This is a genomic window from Pseudoalteromonas sp. SG43-5, from assembly GCF_014164345.1.
GTDB classification, from domain to species: domain Bacteria; phylum Pseudomonadota; class Gammaproteobacteria; order Enterobacterales; family Alteromonadaceae; genus Pseudoalteromonas; species Pseudoalteromonas distincta.
This window is the reverse complement of sequence record NZ_JACJFA010000008.1, coordinates 1-15307: the sequence shown is the minus strand read 5'-3', so window position 1 is coordinate 15307 and position 15307 is coordinate 1. Positions and strand designations below refer to the sequence as shown.

Here is a 15307-nt window from a genome sequence, read left to right as displayed (position 1 = left end):
GAGTAAGTTATGCCTTATATAAAAAATTATCTGTTAAGTGTGACCACATTGGGCTTATTGAGCACATCAACATTAGCAAACGCGCATTTAATGGTTGCAGAGCACGGTACGCTGAATTTTGTTGATAATAACGTGTTTATTGTACTTTCAATCCCTATGCCGGCTTTTAAAGGGGTTGATGAAAACAAGGATGGCAAAGTGTCAATAATTGAGTTTAACGCTCATAAAAAGCTAATAACTAAACGAGTTAAAAAGAACGTTTATTTAGCGGATCATCAGTATAAATTTACTATTAACGGACTTTTGCTAAACCCAGAAGCGTCGCATAAACATAAAAGCGACAATATAGACCAAGTAACCATTACTGGGCGCTACTCTTTGCCTAGTAAACTAACCAAAGTTAACTTTAACGTTAAGCTATTTAGTAACAATGAGCACAAGCAGCCTTATCAAATTACAGCGACTAATAAAACGCAAAAGCTAACTCATCAATTTGAGCTATCACCAACGTCGCCCTTTAGTAAGGTGTTTAATAATTAGTAATACTTACCTAAATAATTAAGTGGCAAAGAGTACAAGTTAAACAAATTTGTGCTCTTTTTTATCTTTGTCTTCTTATTTAACACTCTTTAGTGAAGGGTTCTTTCTATAAAGATACAAGCTTGGGATTTTTAGGAAAATAATTCTCTTGTTGCTGCTCACGTAAACTAAACTCACGGGTGTTTTTATATGGCAACTTCATAAAGCCCGCAACACCCACGTCCGTAATATTTACTGCGTATTGCATAAGTTTATTTAGCAAACGTTTAAACTCAACCTCTTTGCTCGAATCGAGTAAGCGGTAGTAATGGTGAATCTTCATTCTGTCCGGCAGTGCTTCAAAAATAATACACCCCGTATGATGAATTTGGTTAAGCTCAAATACGCACTTAATAACTTTTTTAGGTAGCTGTAGTTGCTCGTCAGGGTCTTTACCGTCTTCAAAGTATGAATGCGGGCGGGTTATGTCATTTGCTTTCATACTTACTACTTCGTATTCAAGCTCTGGTAGGCTATCAAACTTAAATGCACCGGTGCCATCTCGCTCTAACTGAATGGTTTTACGGGCATCAAACAAACAACACTTAAATAACCCTTTTTGATTAATCGCTTGAGCAAGCATTACCGTGTTATTAATCGCATCGCTAAACGCATCACCCAATGATTCGTCATGCATAATTAAAGATGATTCAACAAACATTGACTCATCCTTCCAATGAAAACTAAGCCCACCTACTACAGGGTACTTAGCTAATCGGCTTATTGATGCTAAAAATGCTTTTTCGGTATCGCCTGTATCAAATAAAAACTCTTTATAATAGCGGTCAAGTTGCGCGTCGTTTATATCTAGTAATTGCTGGTTATGATCGGCTTGGCGTAAAAACTGTTTTCGTGAACTATATACCACCGTGTCGGGCTGCTCGTCGTTGCCATACCAAAAAGGAATATCTGCTTTTCTTTGTTTTTTATCAAGCTCAGGTAAATACATTTTGGCCATAGTTGTAATGTTACGCATAAAGTAATCACCAGCACCATCACGTATGGCCTTACTTTTTGACAGCATGCCATCAATCACCTTAGCCAGCTCTTTTGGGAGCCCTAAGCTGCTTGCAGGGATGGCTTGCGCACCAAAGCGGCACGACTGCGCCGACGCTAACGCATACAACGTAGCGGCTACACCTTGTTCGTCAAATCGTGGGGATGATTGCTCTCCCGACATTTGCGCTTCACCAATAAAGTACACATCGCCCATACGGGCATTCGTTGTGCTTAAATCGCCCGACATTAAATCCATAAAGTTACTAGCAACAGGGTTACCATCACTATCGAGCTGTGCATACACAGAGCTACCCCAATCCACTAACGAAAGCGCATCAGTGTTTGCATCCCAAACAAGGTTTGAAGGTTTTATATCGCCATGCACTATAGGTTGTGGGCTAACGCCGTTTTTGTGACTACGTAAATCAATTAATACATTACGTAACCTAACAGCTAGCGCCATTATTTGCGCGGCACTAAAGCGTCCTGTTTTAAGCGATACTTTTTCAAGGTCCTCTCCAATGGCGCGAGCCATCATTAAAATCCCTTGTTTTTTAATTCGCTCAAATGCATAAAAGGTAGGCACTAAGGGGTTATTAATTTGCGAAAGCATATACGCTTCGTCTTCTAGGCGGTCGCGTACACTTTGGGCAAGTGTAATACGCGAAAACTTAAATACCCAAGGTAAGCCGTTATCGTCATCACCTGCAAACACAAAACCAAAAGCACCCGAGCCAATCATTTCAACGTTTTTGTAGCCCAGCAGTGTTAGCTGCTTAATACAAATATTAAGCCACTGGCGGTGTTTTTTAGCATCGCGGTGCGAAAGCAAATAAACAGATTGCTCTTCGTTGATATAAAAATTGCGGATTTCTTTGGCTTTCAATACGGGCTCTCTGTCTTGTTAGTGTTATACAGTCATTTAAAGCACTCTATTATTAGTTTTATGTAATAAGATTACAATAGCGTGCGGCGTAGTTTTTAAGTTACCCATCTTTACTCACCCCTAAATAATTACAAATAACCAACAAATGTTGCATCCAATAAATTATCTAAGCCGTATTTAACATAGCTGCATTAATAACAAATACATTAGATAGGGATTTTAGTCATGAGAACATTAGCAATTTTAGCGCTAGGCACTTTGTATAGTGGTTATAGCTATGCAAACATTGAAAAATTAACCGTTTATGGTCACAGAGATGGGCTAATTGGTGAGTCAATCAGCGCATCTAGCGGTATTATTGGTCAAGGTGAAATTCAGCAGCGCCCAATGTTAAGAAGCGCCGAAATGTTAGAGTTAATCCCAGGTATGGCGGTCACTCAACATAGCGGCTCTGGTAAAGCTAATCAGTACTTTATTAGGGGGTTTAATTTAGATCACGGCACCGACTTTGCCACCAGCATAGATGGCATGCCAATTAATATGCGCAGCCATGGCCACGGACAAGGTTACACCGACCTAAACTTTATAATCCCTGAGTCTATTTCAACTATTAACTATCAAAAAGGCTCATATAGCGCAAGCCAAGGTGACTTTTCAACCGCTGGTAGTGCTCAATTTCAACTTGCTGATAACCTAAAACATCACCAAGTTGAACTCAGTATAGGAGAAGATAATTATAGACGCGCTGTTGTACTGGGATCTACTAACATTGCAACAGGTAAGCTCATTGCAGCGGCAGAATGGCAAGGCTATGACGGCCCATGGGATGATATAAACGAAGATGTAAATAAAAAGAATGCCCTACTGCGCTATGTTGGTAAAGCTTTTAATGGTGACTTATCAATAAGTGCCATGGCATACGACAATACATGGAATTCAGCAGATCAAATTCCACAGCGCGCTATATCACAAAATTTAATTACTCAATTAGGCTCTCTTGACACCACACTTGGCGGTAGCTCTAGCCGTTATAGCTTATCGAGTAACTGGCAGGGCGAGCATATAAAAGCCAGCGCTTATGTAATTAATTACGATTTAAACCTGTATTCAAATTTTAGTTATTTTTTAAATGATCCAATTAATGGCGATCAGTTTAATCAGCAAGATAGCCGAAATATTTATGGAACAGATATAAGCTACCAGTTTGAAACCAAAACATCAGATATAAACATACAACATACCGTAGGTATTGAGCTTCGCCACGACGACATAGATAACGTAGGGCTTTATAACACACAAGCAAGAGAGCGACTTAGTACGGTTAGGCAAGATGAACTAAAGCAAACGAGCTACTCAAGCTTTTGGGAGTCTAAACTTTTACTTACTCCAAAACTTGAAGCAACCGTTGGCGTTAGGTACGACTATTTTGATACAAACGTGACTAGTATTAGCGCCGTAAATTCAGGAAAAGCAAAGGATGATTTAGTAAGTTTTAAAGGGAGTTTAAATTACCGTTTTACAAATTTAGTAGCTGCATATGCTAATTGGGGACAATCTTTTCATTCAAATGATGCGCGCGGATCTACTATTAATATTGACCCTGTTACCGGTGAGCAAGCAGAGCAAGTTGACTTATTAGTTAAAAGTGAAGGCGCTGAAATAGGCGTCCGATTTGCTGATGAGCAAAAGTTTAATCTATCAGCTGCACTTTGGTGGCTAACACTCGACTCAGAGCTTTTATTTGTTGGCGATGCGGGTAACACAGAACCAAGTGATGCATCTAAGCGTTACGGATTAGAAATAAGCGCTTATTATTGGATTAACGACAGCTTTAGTATCGACGCAGAAACCTCGTTCACGCATTCACGTTTAGATATTAATGACAATAATGATTATATAGAAGGTGCTGTTCCGGTTGTTGCAAGTACAGGTTTAAATTGGCACTTAAGTGAGCAATGGCAGTCATCAGTTAGAGTTCGCCATATTGGCAAACGTACATTAACTAGCGATGGTGACGAGCGTTCGGAGCCTTTAACAGTAGTAAATAGCGCAATTAGCTATGAGCAGACTCACTGGAAAGTAAACTTTGAATTACTTAACTTATTTAATAGCACCGACCACGATATAGATTACTATTATGCATCGCGTTTACCTGGCGAATCAGCACAAGGCGTTGAAGATAACCACTTTCATCCAATAGAGCCAAGAACAGCGCGACTAACATTAAGCTTGTTATTTTAGTATTCATTGAGTTTTACAGGGTACTGTATATAAAAACAGTACAACTGTAAAACATACCCTTAGCCAATAAGTATCTTAGTAATTAATCCGATGCCTCAACAAGCTGGCTGATGTTACTCAACAATGCGAAGTTGATTTATTGAGTTAACAATAGTGCCTTCGCCAAGCGCCGGTAAGTGTTGTACAGAGCTGCAAGCACTAAGTGTTAATACACTTAAAAGAGTAAGGTATTTCAAGATATAACATCCTTTTTTATAAGTAGATGTTAATATTAACATTTATATATTTTAAGTTTCTATAAAAGAAACAAATTTAGCCCAATTAAGGGCTAAATTAGTTATATTTTAAAAGTATTCGTTATGGGGCATTTCGCTGCGATGGATTTGATTTAAAGCTTTTTAGCATCTGCTCAGGATCTTCAACGCCACTCTGGTTTTTAGCCGCTTGCGCCCACCAAACCAATTGCCCAAAAGTACGGTGAAAATAATTAAACCACGATGACTGCTCTTCACCAACTTGCACAGATCCATTATCATTAAATACTTCTTGCGCTTTTGGAACATGGATCATTGCAGATACAGGCAAACAGCCAAGCTCTGATAAAAACGAGCGCATACTAATTGCCGCTCTGAGTCCACCCCACTGCCCAGCAGAGTAAGTAACAATAGCACTGGGCTTATATGAAAATAGTGAGCTACCAAAGTGATTAAGTAAGTCAGCGAGAGCTGGGCTCATACTGTGATTATATTCAGGGCTAACCATTACATATCCATCAGCCGCTTTAATTTTATCAGCTAAAGTATTTAGCATTGAAGGCGCCTTACCTTGAGCATAGGCAAAATGTGGTTTAAAAACTTGATCACTTGGGTAATCAAGTGCATCTATAAGCTCAAACTCATGTTCGGAGAATTGCTCGTTTAAGCACTCCATGCAGGCTTTAGACACTCTCTCACCTAAGCGAGCAGGTTTTGGTGGCGTGCTGTTACGCACTGTCCCTAAAAACACTAAAAACTTCATATGTAATCCTCATATGTATTTGAATAACATCTAAACACTAACACTTTTAGCTTATGTGTATTACACATATCCGTTTTTATTAATTTTGAACACTAATAATTAAATTTAAAACTGCGCTTTAGCAACCACACACTGTTAAAGGTTTTTTATCATGTGCTTATTTTGTCGTTCTCCATACTTTTTGCACATTTAGCCAGTAATATGCCACAGTATAAGTACACCAAAACCTATACTGAAAAGGATACAAGTAATGGGCTCAAATAATTACAGCGCGTTTGCAATCATTATTACCGCAACAGTTTTAACTCTAAGTGGCTGCGACGACTCACCAACTAATAAAAATACTAAGCAAGTCAGTAGCTCTCTTAGTGAAGTACAAAAAACGAATCAAACAATAAATTTATCTATGTTTAAAAAAGGGGCCTTTTTATCTGAGCCTAACATTGTTGATTGCGAAACGGCGCAAGGAACTAAAACTAAGTGTTATGAGTTAATTACATCAGGCGCACCTGCAGGTAGAGAGCCCGGTCCATTTTGCCCGCGCACATCGACCGATGGCGCTGATGTAACTGGCAGTTGGTTTAGTAAAGAAGGTACTGGTGATTTAGTTGATTTAACAGGCCAATTTATTCTCAAGCTTGATGAATACTACGGCGATGAAAAGTGGGTACTTTACGACACTAAAACAAATAAAATTAGATATACAGCTACAAAAGAGTCTTGCGCTGGTGCAGCTCGCCCTGATGTTGAAGAGCATTATAAACAAAATTGTATTGAGTGTGAACTTTCGTATTTAGAAGATAATTTTTCATTAACGTATTTAATTCCTGTTACACCTATTCCAGCATCTAATACTGGCCGATTAAGAACAGTAGGTATAGCACTAGACGGTACTGAGCTATCAGGGCCTGCTCCAATTAATGCAATTTTAGAGAGCTATACCATTGCGGCATTTGATGATTGTGGTGGCCATATAAATTTACACCAAGGTTATCACTATCACTCTACCACTGGTTGTACTGACTCAGCTGCTACAGAAGATGGACATGCACCTCTTATAGGTTATGCAATAGACGGTTATGGGATTTATGCAATGCGTGATACAAGCGGTAAAGAAGAGTCACTTGATGAATGCCGAGGTAATACAGATGAAGTAAGGGGTTATCACTACCACGCAGCCAGTCCTAGTGAAAATATGTTTATAGGGTGCCTACATGGAGAATCAGTTAGGCCTGCAGGTGGGCCACCAGGTGATCACAACGGTCCACCGCCAGGAAATGATCCTGAAAAGCATTAAAAAGGAGTTGTTATGTTTATAAAAAGTAGTTGTTTAAGCGTGTTTGGTATGGCTTTACTTGCAGCACCCACATTTTTAAATGCTCATGCAGGGCCGTTAAATGGTGTTGCAGTTAAAGCTTGCGCAGATAAAGTAAAATCTCAATCATGTAAATACGAAGGCGGCCATAACGATTTATATATTGGCAGCTGCCAGTATATGGCTGATGATTTAATGTGTGTACGAAGCCAGCCGATTCAAAAAATTGATAATGGAATTTCCGCCCCTATAAAAAGCCACACTCACGAAAAAGAAAAGAGTGATTTAAAAACCAACGTTAATAAAGCTATGTAAATTTAGGGCTAATTTTTATTGATAAACTCTTAATAAGCAGCACAACCATTTTATTGTGCTGCTAACTTTTAACGATATAGATAGCTCAGACCAATACCACTCCAAAACACGTTTTTTAAGGTTTGATCACCCACAAAGCGCTCAGCATTTTTATTAATTGCCATGGTGTAGCTAGTATATGCGTATACTTCAAGCTGCTTAATAACTTGATACGACACGTTAGCTGTAAGCTTAAGGTTGTTAATACCATTATGGCCATCACTTACATAACCTGCATTAAACCCTAGCCCCGTTTGAAAATCGATATTAACAGCTTCATTTATCTCGTAGCCTTTATTTATCGTAAGCTCTATAAATGTGCCTTGAGAATCAAACGAATAATATGCGCTGCTAGTGAGCTGAAATTTATTATCGTAAAAATACGAAAAATCTAAGCTAACCTCATTGTCGAGAGCATTAGAGGTATTTTCACGCGATCTTAAATGGTTGTAACCAATAAACATATCAACGGTATTAAATAACTGAGTTGCGTAAATAGCATTTAAGTTAAACTCGGTATAATCGCTATCAACACCCGTTGCAACCCACGGAATAATAGCTATTTCATTATAATTGAATTCAGTTGCGATTGAGGCAATACCTTTACCCGCTAAATTGTCACGGCCCTCACTTACATATCGGCCTTCCCAAAGTGGATGCACATGAAAATCAAAACCGTCATCAACATAAGCCGTACTTGCCTCATCTAGCTTAATATTTCCGCCAACACCTAATTCAGGCTCAAGTGCATGAACGTCTTGGGCCTGCACTTTAGCTAAAAGAGATGCACAAATAAGAGCTGCAAGCAAAGTACTCAATAACGTTTTATTCATTTATAGATACCTAAAGCCAAAATATATGCGCGTAAAAAATAGTCGCACATAGTATTTCGCAATATAAAAATAAGCTATCAGTATTTAATAATTTGAATTTAAAAGATCAGGAAATCTAGCATTCATACATTTTTTATTCGCCACCATTTAAGGGTACCAAATAAGTAAAATGACCCATAAATGCAGCAGATTATCGAGCTTATAATCCAAAATTGAATAGAATTCTGATGAACGATTTGGCTTGAAGTTAAAAAAGGAATGATTAAACCCGCAATACCTCGTATTAAATACACTGCGGTTATTAATACGAGTGCAGTTTTTAAAAATGGCAGTTTTAAAATGGCGCCTGCACCAGAGAGCGCATAAAAGCCCCAAATAGCAATAATAACTGAAATAGCTAAAGTTACATAAGTAGGATACATACTGCCCTGCTCTGCCATTTGAGCCATTTGCTCACCAGCACCCAAAAGGCGATACCAATCAGGCCCTCCAAAAACACAGGCTACATGTAAAAGTGATGCTATAAAGCTTAAAATGCCTGCTGTAAATAACGTATTGTTATTCATGTAATTATAATTTAATGACTCATGTAGGCAACAAAGCCAATTAATAGCACGTAAAAGCTAAACCCGAGCACACAAATTAAATAAACATTTTTAGCTTTATTCGCCTTAAACGATACGTAATCGGTAATATCGCTTTTAAACTTACCAAAGGTAACTATTTTTAAAATAGTACAACCTGTTGAGTAAATTAAAAAACCTAAAATAGTCTCTACCATTAACCAAATAAACAGATCAAATCCAAAACTCATAACGTTCATCCAATAAACACTGTAAAAATAGCCTATCAAATATTTATTCGATTACAAACTTATTACTATCATTAAGGTGTAACAGTAAATTTCGTTAAACCTATTAACTGACCTGATTCGGTGACTACTTTTACTTGCCACTTACCAACAGAGTCTTTAGGGAAGTTTACTTTGTGTGTCCACGCTCTATAACCTAGTTCTCTCCCACCGTTTATATTTAACGTGATCCGATCAACTTCCTTTTTATTATGAAGCCACACGTGAAATATTTTTTCATTTAAGCCTCTTGGTGCTTTAACAGCAGTCCAACTATATAAACCTTGATGATGCAGTGTATAAGAGTCTAACTGTTTAATACTCCCTACTGGCTTTTTATGTTGTAAATCAACTTCATGAGCTAACGTAATATCGGTTAAGCGCAGTGCTGCAGGAGGTACATAGCTTCTTAATTGCCACACTGCTGTGCTTAAAGCACATAAAATCAATACAAGAATAGGAAAACGCCACCAGCGAGCATTAGGCATTAAATTGTTTAAACTCGGAAGAGTAACCACTACAGCCGTTACAAGGGCTGCAGCTAAACTTTGGCTCGTTGTAAGGTTTAACAAAATAGGTAAGGTAACAAGTAAAACAACGAATAAAGCAAAGTTATGAAACACACTAAATAACGTACGGTTTTTAGCAAGCTTCTTATAATAAAAGGGGTCGATTACCGATATAACCGCACATAACACAATGAGGGAGGTAAAAAACGCTTGAGGATGGTCCCACTGCGTAACCGCTAAAAAAAACGGCAAAGCAAAAAATAGACTTTCTTGTTGCACCATTTGTAGAGCAAAACGCATTACATTAGGAGATACAGCCACACCAAATTTTTCTTCTACTTTGTCTCGTAGCCAATTATCAATAATTAGCCACAACCAACTAATAAGTAAAAATATCGCAATAACTTGCGAAAAAGACTCTTTTCTATCTACAAGTGCAAAGCTGGCAACGCCCGACAAAAACGCCAATACAGCCAATAATCCAGGCCGCTTTTGCATCGCGCTTATAAATTTAGCGATTATATTTTTACAGTAATCCATGTATGAGTGTTTCCGTACGGGTACGTACTTTATTATTTTTATTCAGAGAATGATTAGTTTAACCAAGTTTAAATGAACAACAGATAGATGGATGGATTTAAACGCGCCATTTAACAGTACATCAAACTAACCATTTTTAATTAAATAAAAGCTCGGCATAGCGCGTCATTGGTATGTTTATTAATTTTTGTAACGCGTAAGCCTTAGCAAGTAATTCATCCTCACTAAGTACAGGCATTTTATTGTTAAAAGCAAAAACAATTTTATTCCCGCCTTCAATAATAAAACTAAAAATCTGTCCTGCAAATTCTTTCTCAAGTAGTTGATCAAACGCTTCTCTTTGCCCAACTTTGGTATGGCAAATATTAAGTACTAAAACACCATCAAAAGTGAGCGCGTTTTTACAATCACGTAAGTAGGATGATTGCACCTGATCTGACTCCATCCCATCTGAGCTATATAAATCAGAAAAAATAACGTCCGTTTTTATCTGCGTTTTTTTCATGTAGTTTGCCGCATCATCAATGTGAATAAACAAACGTTCTGACACAGGCAGTTCAAAATATTTTATAGCCATTTCAGCAACGGCTTTACGGTATTCAACGGTATGTATAGTTAGTGCAGGAAACGCATGATAAAGACTTTTTGCGATAGAGCCCGCCCCAAGTCCCATTATCATCGCGGTTTTTAAGTGCGGAATAAAAAAAAGCGCAGCCATCATAGCTTGCGTATAAGCTAAGCTTAACCCATTAATATTATTTAATTTAATACAGCTTTGATAAATTTTTCCGTCAAAGCTGAGAATAAGACTCTTTTTTGTTTGATATACATAAACAGGGCCATGCTCATCAATAGTTGATGCAATACAAGTGCCTTTGATATCCACGAATACTCAATAGGTGAGGTGATGAAAAACGAGTATAACTTACTTAACGTACTGCCATGGCTATTAATATGATTTATAGCCTTTTATTAATTTACAGGCATTTATATACGTACTCAGAAAAGTCGGTTTATCTTTTGAGATTAGATTAGCTAAGGTATCTACTTATATAGCTAGCTGGAACTTACCCGTGACGATATTTATTATAAACAGCGACGCAATATGCTAAAAACCAAATAATACACTGATATAGCTACAAAAAAATCTTTGAATATTCCTCATGTTTAACATGAATAAAGTGCATACTAACAAAAAGGAAGTCTAAACGGCTAAACACCCATCCTTACTTTTTATCGATTTATGCCTTTTTTTCGTCAATTACTACGTAATCGAATTTAACAATAATGATTAATGAATATGACTCATGTTTTATGTGAAATTAAACCGTTTTTCTTCATATACCAATCAACGTATAAATTACTCATCCCTTAGCGCTAAACACTATTGCTAACAACTTAAAGCTGCTGAATACCTAAACCAGCTAAGCCAGCTAAGTAAGTTGCAAGGTTAATAAAGCGCAAAGCATCAATCAGGTTTAAATTATAAAATTGGATATAAACACGATGAAAAAAGATTTTACATTTAATATAAAGAGCGTTTCACTCGACGAAAATTATCATCCATCAACTAATACGCGTATCACAACCAACTTTGCTAATTTAGCCAGAGGTGAATACCGCAAAGCAAACTTGCGTAACGCCTTAAACATGATTAACAACCGTTTTAATGCCCTAGCCCATTGGGATAACACCAAAGGTGAGCGTTATGCTGTTGAGCTTGAAATTGTCTCTGTTGAGATAGGTATTGAAGACGGCGGCGAAAGCTTCCCATCAATCGAAATATTAAAAACAAATATTGTTGATCATAAAACTAATAAGCGCATTGAAGGCATTGTAGGAAACAACTTTTCATCGTATGTGCGCGACTACGATTTTAGCGTACTTCTACAAGAGCACAATAAAGGCAAGCCTCAATTTAGTATTCCTGATGACTTTGGGGTTTTACATGGCAAGCTATTTCAGTCATTTGTAAATTCGGATACATATAAACAAAACTTTAAAAAACCACCGGTTATATGCCTAAGTGTGTCAGATAACAAAACCTACAACCGCACTGAAAACCAACACCCCGTACTTGGCGTTGAATACGAACCAAATGAATCGTCTTTAACTGAGCAATACTTCAAAAAAATGGGCTTACAGGTACGTTATTTTATGCCACCAAATAGTGCCGCGCCTTTAGCATTGTTTTCCTTTGGTGATTTACTTAATGATTACAGCAATCTTGAGCTTATAAGCACCATTAGTACGATGGAAACGTTTCAAAAAATCTACAGACCAGAGATTTATAATGCCAACGCAACAGCGGGTAAATCATATAAACCAAACTTAAAAAACTTGGACCACTCACTAACGCAAATTGTGTATGACCGAGAAGAGCGCGGCAAGTTAGCAAACGAGCAAGGCAAGTTTGCACAAGAGCATTTTATCAAGCCGTACCAAACGGTTCTTGAGCAATTCTCTACTAGCTATCTGTCATAACAACTAATAGTAACAACCAGTAATAACCAGTAATAACGCGCTTAACGCTACATTTAATAATTAACTAAAATATACGGCATTATTTATTATGAAAAAATTACTACCTACATCTACCGCTGGCAGTTTACCTAAGCCTTTATGGCTTGCAGAGCCAGAAACACTTTGGTCACCTTGGAAATTACAAGGTGATGAATTAACTCAAGGCAAACACGACGCCCTACGCTTGTCATTATTCGACCAACAACAAGCAGGTATTGATATTGTTAGCGATGGTGAGCAAACAAGGCAGCATTTTGTAACTACATTTATAGAGCACCTAAATGGCGTTGACTTTGAAAAACGTAAAACAGTAAAAATTCGTGACCGATACGACGCAAGTGTACCCACCGTTGTGGGCCCTGTTAGCCGTCAAAAGTCTGTGTTTGTTGAAGACGTTAAATTTTTACGCAAGCAAACCAAACAACCTATTAAATGGGCATTGCCAGGCCCAATGACAATGATTGACACGCTTTACGACGATCATTATAAAAGCCGCGAAAAACTAGCGTGGGAATTTGCCATAATTCTTAATCAAGAAGCAAAAGAGTTAGAAGCCGCAGGCGTTAATATTATTCAATTTGATGAGCCCGCGTTTAACGTATTTTTTGATGAAGTGAACGACTGGGGAATCGCCTGTTTAGAGCGCGCAATTGAAGGGCTCAAATGCGAAACAGCCGTGCATATTTGCTATGGCTACGGCATTAAAGCCAATACAGATTGGAAAAAAACACTCGGCAATGAATGGCGACAGTACGAAGAAGCATTCCCTAAGCTTCAGCACTCTAATATCGATATTATCTCACTAGAGTGCCATAACTCGCATGTACCAATGGATTTACTAGAACTCATTCGCGGTAAAAAAGTAATGGTAGGCGCAATTGATGTAGCAAATCATACTATCGAAACGCCAGAAGAAGTAGCTAATACGCTACGTAAAGCACTGCAATTTGTAGATGCCGACAAACTCTACCCGTGTACAAACTGCGGCATGGCTCCACTACCTCACTATATAGCCAGAGGTAAACTAAATGCCTTGAGCGCTGGGGCTGAAATTATAAGAAAAGAACTAAATAAGTAAAATAGGGTTTAAATCTACATACGCCCTAAGATGGATCAACTTACCTAACGGCATTGAAAAGTAAGAGAACACCACTGTTAAAGCTTGCGGTGGGAAGTGAGCTTTAGAGCTTGCTGTCCACCTCAGAGGTGTTGTTAGGTATACACTGCTCGAAAGAGAACAATACCTGTAATTATGATCAAAGAACAATATATAAACTGCTCAGCTAAGTATATCAATAATCTACTTTTTACAGAACACTTAAACATATAAGACTCTTTGTAAATTAAGCCATAAATTAGCAATATAAACCATGCTAAAAAGAATATAGATATGAATACGAGTTTTGCAAACGGCTGAATTAGGATATCACTAATTGCCAACCCACAAAGTAAGAATACAACGATTAAGAAAGTAGACTCAAAAATAGTTTTGAATTTTTCTTTAAGGATCAACACCAGACTCAATACTTCCTTGTATACCTAACAAGCCTATAGATTAACTCGTTTTTTATTTGTTTTTTTTCTCACCATACTGAGCTACTGTTCATATATTGTAAATTTTAGTTTTCATCTTGTAATTCTAGGTCTGTTATCGTTACGGATGTCTCACCGTAATTCTTAGCTCTTACTCTCATTAACTCCTTTAACCTGGTTATTTCTCTAGCTGAAAGTCTGAACTTTCCACCTGTGTTCGCGTCTTTAGTGACTTTATCGGTCAACGCATAATTTCTTGACATTCCTATTGATGCTGCTGAGTTAGTAGACATGCCCCCACCAAAGACTCTTTTACTTCCAAATAGATCAGCAATTGCCCAATTATTTATAATGGGTTCAATTTTATCCGACTTATTTATTATTTCTTGGGTTGTTTTATCAGCAAATTGCAACAGATGAAGTTTGAGGTCATTGCTAAAATTAGGAAAATAATCAGCATTTCTCGCATAATAACTTGAGACCTCTAAACTATTTAGAGAATCAATTTTTGTACCTCTATTCGAATTGACAAAATCTGTTGCATTATTTTTTAATAGCTTATATACATTTTTACCTGAAAAGGCTTTTTTATTGATATTTGGGCTGCCGATATACCCTTGATATAATCCATAAATAATTAAAGGTTCTTTACTATAGTTTTTATCTAAAATCCCATACTGTATGTCACTGAGACTCAACTGAAGACTCCCAATATTCACTAGCTTTTTATCCAATAGTGAGTCAGGACCAGTTAATATTTTTTCTAAACTAACTATTGGATACCGCTTAACAATTTCGTTAATTAAAGTAATGTTATAAAGATTAAGCCAATAGGCCAATTGCTCTTGTTTTGAATATAAATTAAGGTTGTTTTTCTCGGGCAATGATTCTAAATATTTTTTAACATCATTGACTAAACTTTTTTGTTTAGGAGATTTTATCAACTCATATGTGAATCTGTTACTTTCATTATGGGTAGCACTGGGGAAAACATTTCTTAACCTAGTACCTATCGGAGGTTTGTCAAGTTTAGCATTTATTCTTCTGGATGGCCCCATATCAAGAACATTCGATTCTAATAATATGTTCACAGGTTCAAAGTTTATTGTTAACTTAGATTTAGGTGAA

General features: G+C 37.3%; 15 protein-coding genes. 6 read left to right on the top strand and 9 right to left on the bottom strand.

Annotated elements, in window-relative coordinates; translation table 11 throughout:
• The first annotated feature begins 9 nt into the window (after window positions 1–9).
• Window positions 10–540, top strand: coding sequence for a hypothetical protein (locus tag H5161_RS10265; RefSeq protein ID WP_182769208.1), 531 nt, complete (start codon window positions 10–12; stop codon window positions 538–540).
• A gap of 106 nt (window positions 541–646) precedes the next feature.
• Here H5161_RS10265 and H5161_RS10260 read toward each other — a convergent pair whose 3' ends face one another.
• Window positions 647–2464, bottom strand: coding sequence for a protein kinase domain-containing protein (locus H5161_RS10260; RefSeq protein ID WP_182751978.1), 1818 nt, complete (start codon window positions 2462–2464; stop codon window positions 647–649).
• A gap of 225 nt (window positions 2465–2689) precedes the next feature.
• Between H5161_RS10260 and H5161_RS10255 the strand changes: the two genes are divergently transcribed.
• Window positions 2690–4705, top strand: a complete 2016-nt coding sequence (locus tag H5161_RS10255; RefSeq protein WP_182769207.1) for a TonB-dependent receptor — start codon at window positions 2690–2692, stop codon at window positions 4703–4705.
• 113 nt (window positions 4706–4818) lie between these two features.
• On the opposite strand, the gene H5161_RS20130 is transcribed toward H5161_RS10255, so the two are convergent.
• Window positions 4819–4941: a hypothetical protein gene (locus H5161_RS20130; RefSeq protein WP_259398689.1), complete on the bottom strand. Its 123-nt coding sequence runs from the start codon at window positions 4939–4941 to the stop codon at window positions 4819–4821.
• A 121-nt stretch (window positions 4942–5062) separates the two neighbouring features.
• Window positions 5063–5722, bottom strand: a complete 660-nt coding sequence (locus H5161_RS10250) for an NADPH-dependent FMN reductase (RefSeq protein WP_182733511.1) — start codon at window positions 5720–5722, stop codon at window positions 5063–5065.
• 250 nt (window positions 5723–5972) lie between these two features.
• On the opposite strand from H5161_RS10250, the gene H5161_RS10245 reads away from it, so the two are divergent.
• Window positions 5973–7019, top strand: coding sequence for a YHYH protein (locus H5161_RS10245; RefSeq protein WP_182769206.1), 1047 nt, complete (start codon window positions 5973–5975; stop codon window positions 7017–7019).
• A gap of 12 nt (window positions 7020–7031) precedes the next feature.
• Window positions 7032–7352, top strand: a complete 321-nt coding sequence (locus H5161_RS10240) for a hypothetical protein (RefSeq protein WP_182715461.1) — start codon at window positions 7032–7034, stop codon at window positions 7350–7352.
• Window positions 7353–7420: 68 nt separating this feature from the next.
• On the opposite strand, the gene H5161_RS10235 is transcribed toward H5161_RS10240, so the two are convergent.
• The 5 genes from H5161_RS10235 to H5161_RS10215 form a co-directional block, all read right to left on the bottom strand.
• Window positions 7421–8224: a hypothetical protein gene (locus H5161_RS10235; RefSeq protein ID WP_182769205.1), complete on the bottom strand. Its 804-nt coding sequence runs from the start codon at window positions 8222–8224 to the stop codon at window positions 7421–7423.
• A gap of 122 nt (window positions 8225–8346) precedes the next feature.
• The gene (locus H5161_RS10230) at window positions 8347–8790 is read right to left on the bottom strand and encodes a hypothetical protein (RefSeq protein ID WP_182724490.1); all 444 of its coding nucleotides are present in this window, start codon (window positions 8788–8790) and stop codon (window positions 8347–8349) included.
• Between the two features lie 11 nt (window positions 8791–8801).
• Complete coding sequence (locus tag H5161_RS10225; RefSeq protein ID WP_182769204.1) at window positions 8802–9038, bottom strand: hypothetical protein; 237 nt, start codon at window positions 9036–9038, stop codon at window positions 8802–8804.
• 71 nt (window positions 9039–9109) lie between these two features.
• A complete protein-coding gene (locus tag H5161_RS10220) occupies window positions 9110–10123 on the bottom strand; it encodes a DUF5924 family protein (RefSeq protein WP_182769203.1) in 1014 nt (337 codons plus the stop codon).
• Window positions 10124–10259: 136 nt separating this feature from the next.
• The gene (locus H5161_RS10215; RefSeq protein ID WP_182769202.1) at window positions 10260–11009 is read right to left on the bottom strand and encodes a spermidine synthase; all 750 of its coding nucleotides are present in this window, start codon (window positions 11007–11009) and stop codon (window positions 10260–10262) included.
• A 620-nt stretch (window positions 11010–11629) separates the two neighbouring features.
• Between H5161_RS10215 and H5161_RS10210 the strand changes: the two genes are divergently transcribed.
• On the top strand, window positions 11630–12607 hold the full coding sequence (locus tag H5161_RS10210; RefSeq protein ID WP_182769201.1) for a DUF1852 domain-containing protein: 978 nt from the start codon (window positions 11630–11632) through the stop codon (window positions 12605–12607).
• Window positions 12608–12695: 88 nt separating this feature from the next.
• Window positions 12696–13724, top strand: coding sequence for a methionine synthase (locus H5161_RS10205; protein ID WP_182769200.1), 1029 nt, complete (start codon window positions 12696–12698; stop codon window positions 13722–13724).
• 541 nt (window positions 13725–14265) lie between these two features.
• Here the strand turns inward: H5161_RS10205 and H5161_RS10200 are convergent.
• On the bottom strand, window positions 14266–15307 hold a 1042-nt coding region (locus tag H5161_RS10200; RefSeq protein WP_182769199.1), incomplete at its 5' end, for a DUF547 domain-containing protein.

Coding starts and splice junctions, on each gene's coding strand:
- H5161_RS10210 (WP_182769201.1), top strand. CDS start 11,630: ATGAAAAAAGATTTTACATTTAATATAAAGAGCGTTTCACTCGACGAA.
- H5161_RS10265 (WP_182769208.1), top strand. CDS start 10: ATGCCTTATATAAAAAATTATCTGTTAAGTGTGACCACATTGGGCTTA.
- H5161_RS10220 (WP_182769203.1), bottom strand. CDS start 10,123: ATGGATTACTGTAAAAATATAATCGCTAAATTTATAAGCGCGATGCAA.
- H5161_RS10230 (WP_182724490.1), bottom strand. CDS start 8,790: ATGAATAACAATACGTTATTTACAGCAGGCATTTTAAGCTTTATAGCA.
- H5161_RS10245 (WP_182769206.1), top strand. CDS start 5,973: ATGGGCTCAAATAATTACAGCGCGTTTGCAATCATTATTACCGCAACA.
- H5161_RS10240 (WP_182715461.1), top strand. CDS start 7,032: ATGTTTATAAAAAGTAGTTGTTTAAGCGTGTTTGGTATGGCTTTACTT.
- H5161_RS10250 (WP_182733511.1), bottom strand. CDS start 5,722: ATGAAGTTTTTAGTGTTTTTAGGGACAGTGCGTAACAGCACGCCACCA.
- H5161_RS10255 (WP_182769207.1), top strand. CDS start 2,690: ATGAGAACATTAGCAATTTTAGCGCTAGGCACTTTGTATAGTGGTTAT.
- H5161_RS10225 (WP_182769204.1), bottom strand. CDS start 9,038: ATGAGTTTTGGATTTGATCTGTTTATTTGGTTAATGGTAGAGACTATT.
- H5161_RS10205 (WP_182769200.1), top strand. CDS start 12,696: ATGAAAAAATTACTACCTACATCTACCGCTGGCAGTTTACCTAAGCCT.
- H5161_RS10235 (WP_182769205.1), bottom strand. CDS start 8,224: ATGAATAAAACGTTATTGAGTACTTTGCTTGCAGCTCTTATTTGTGCA.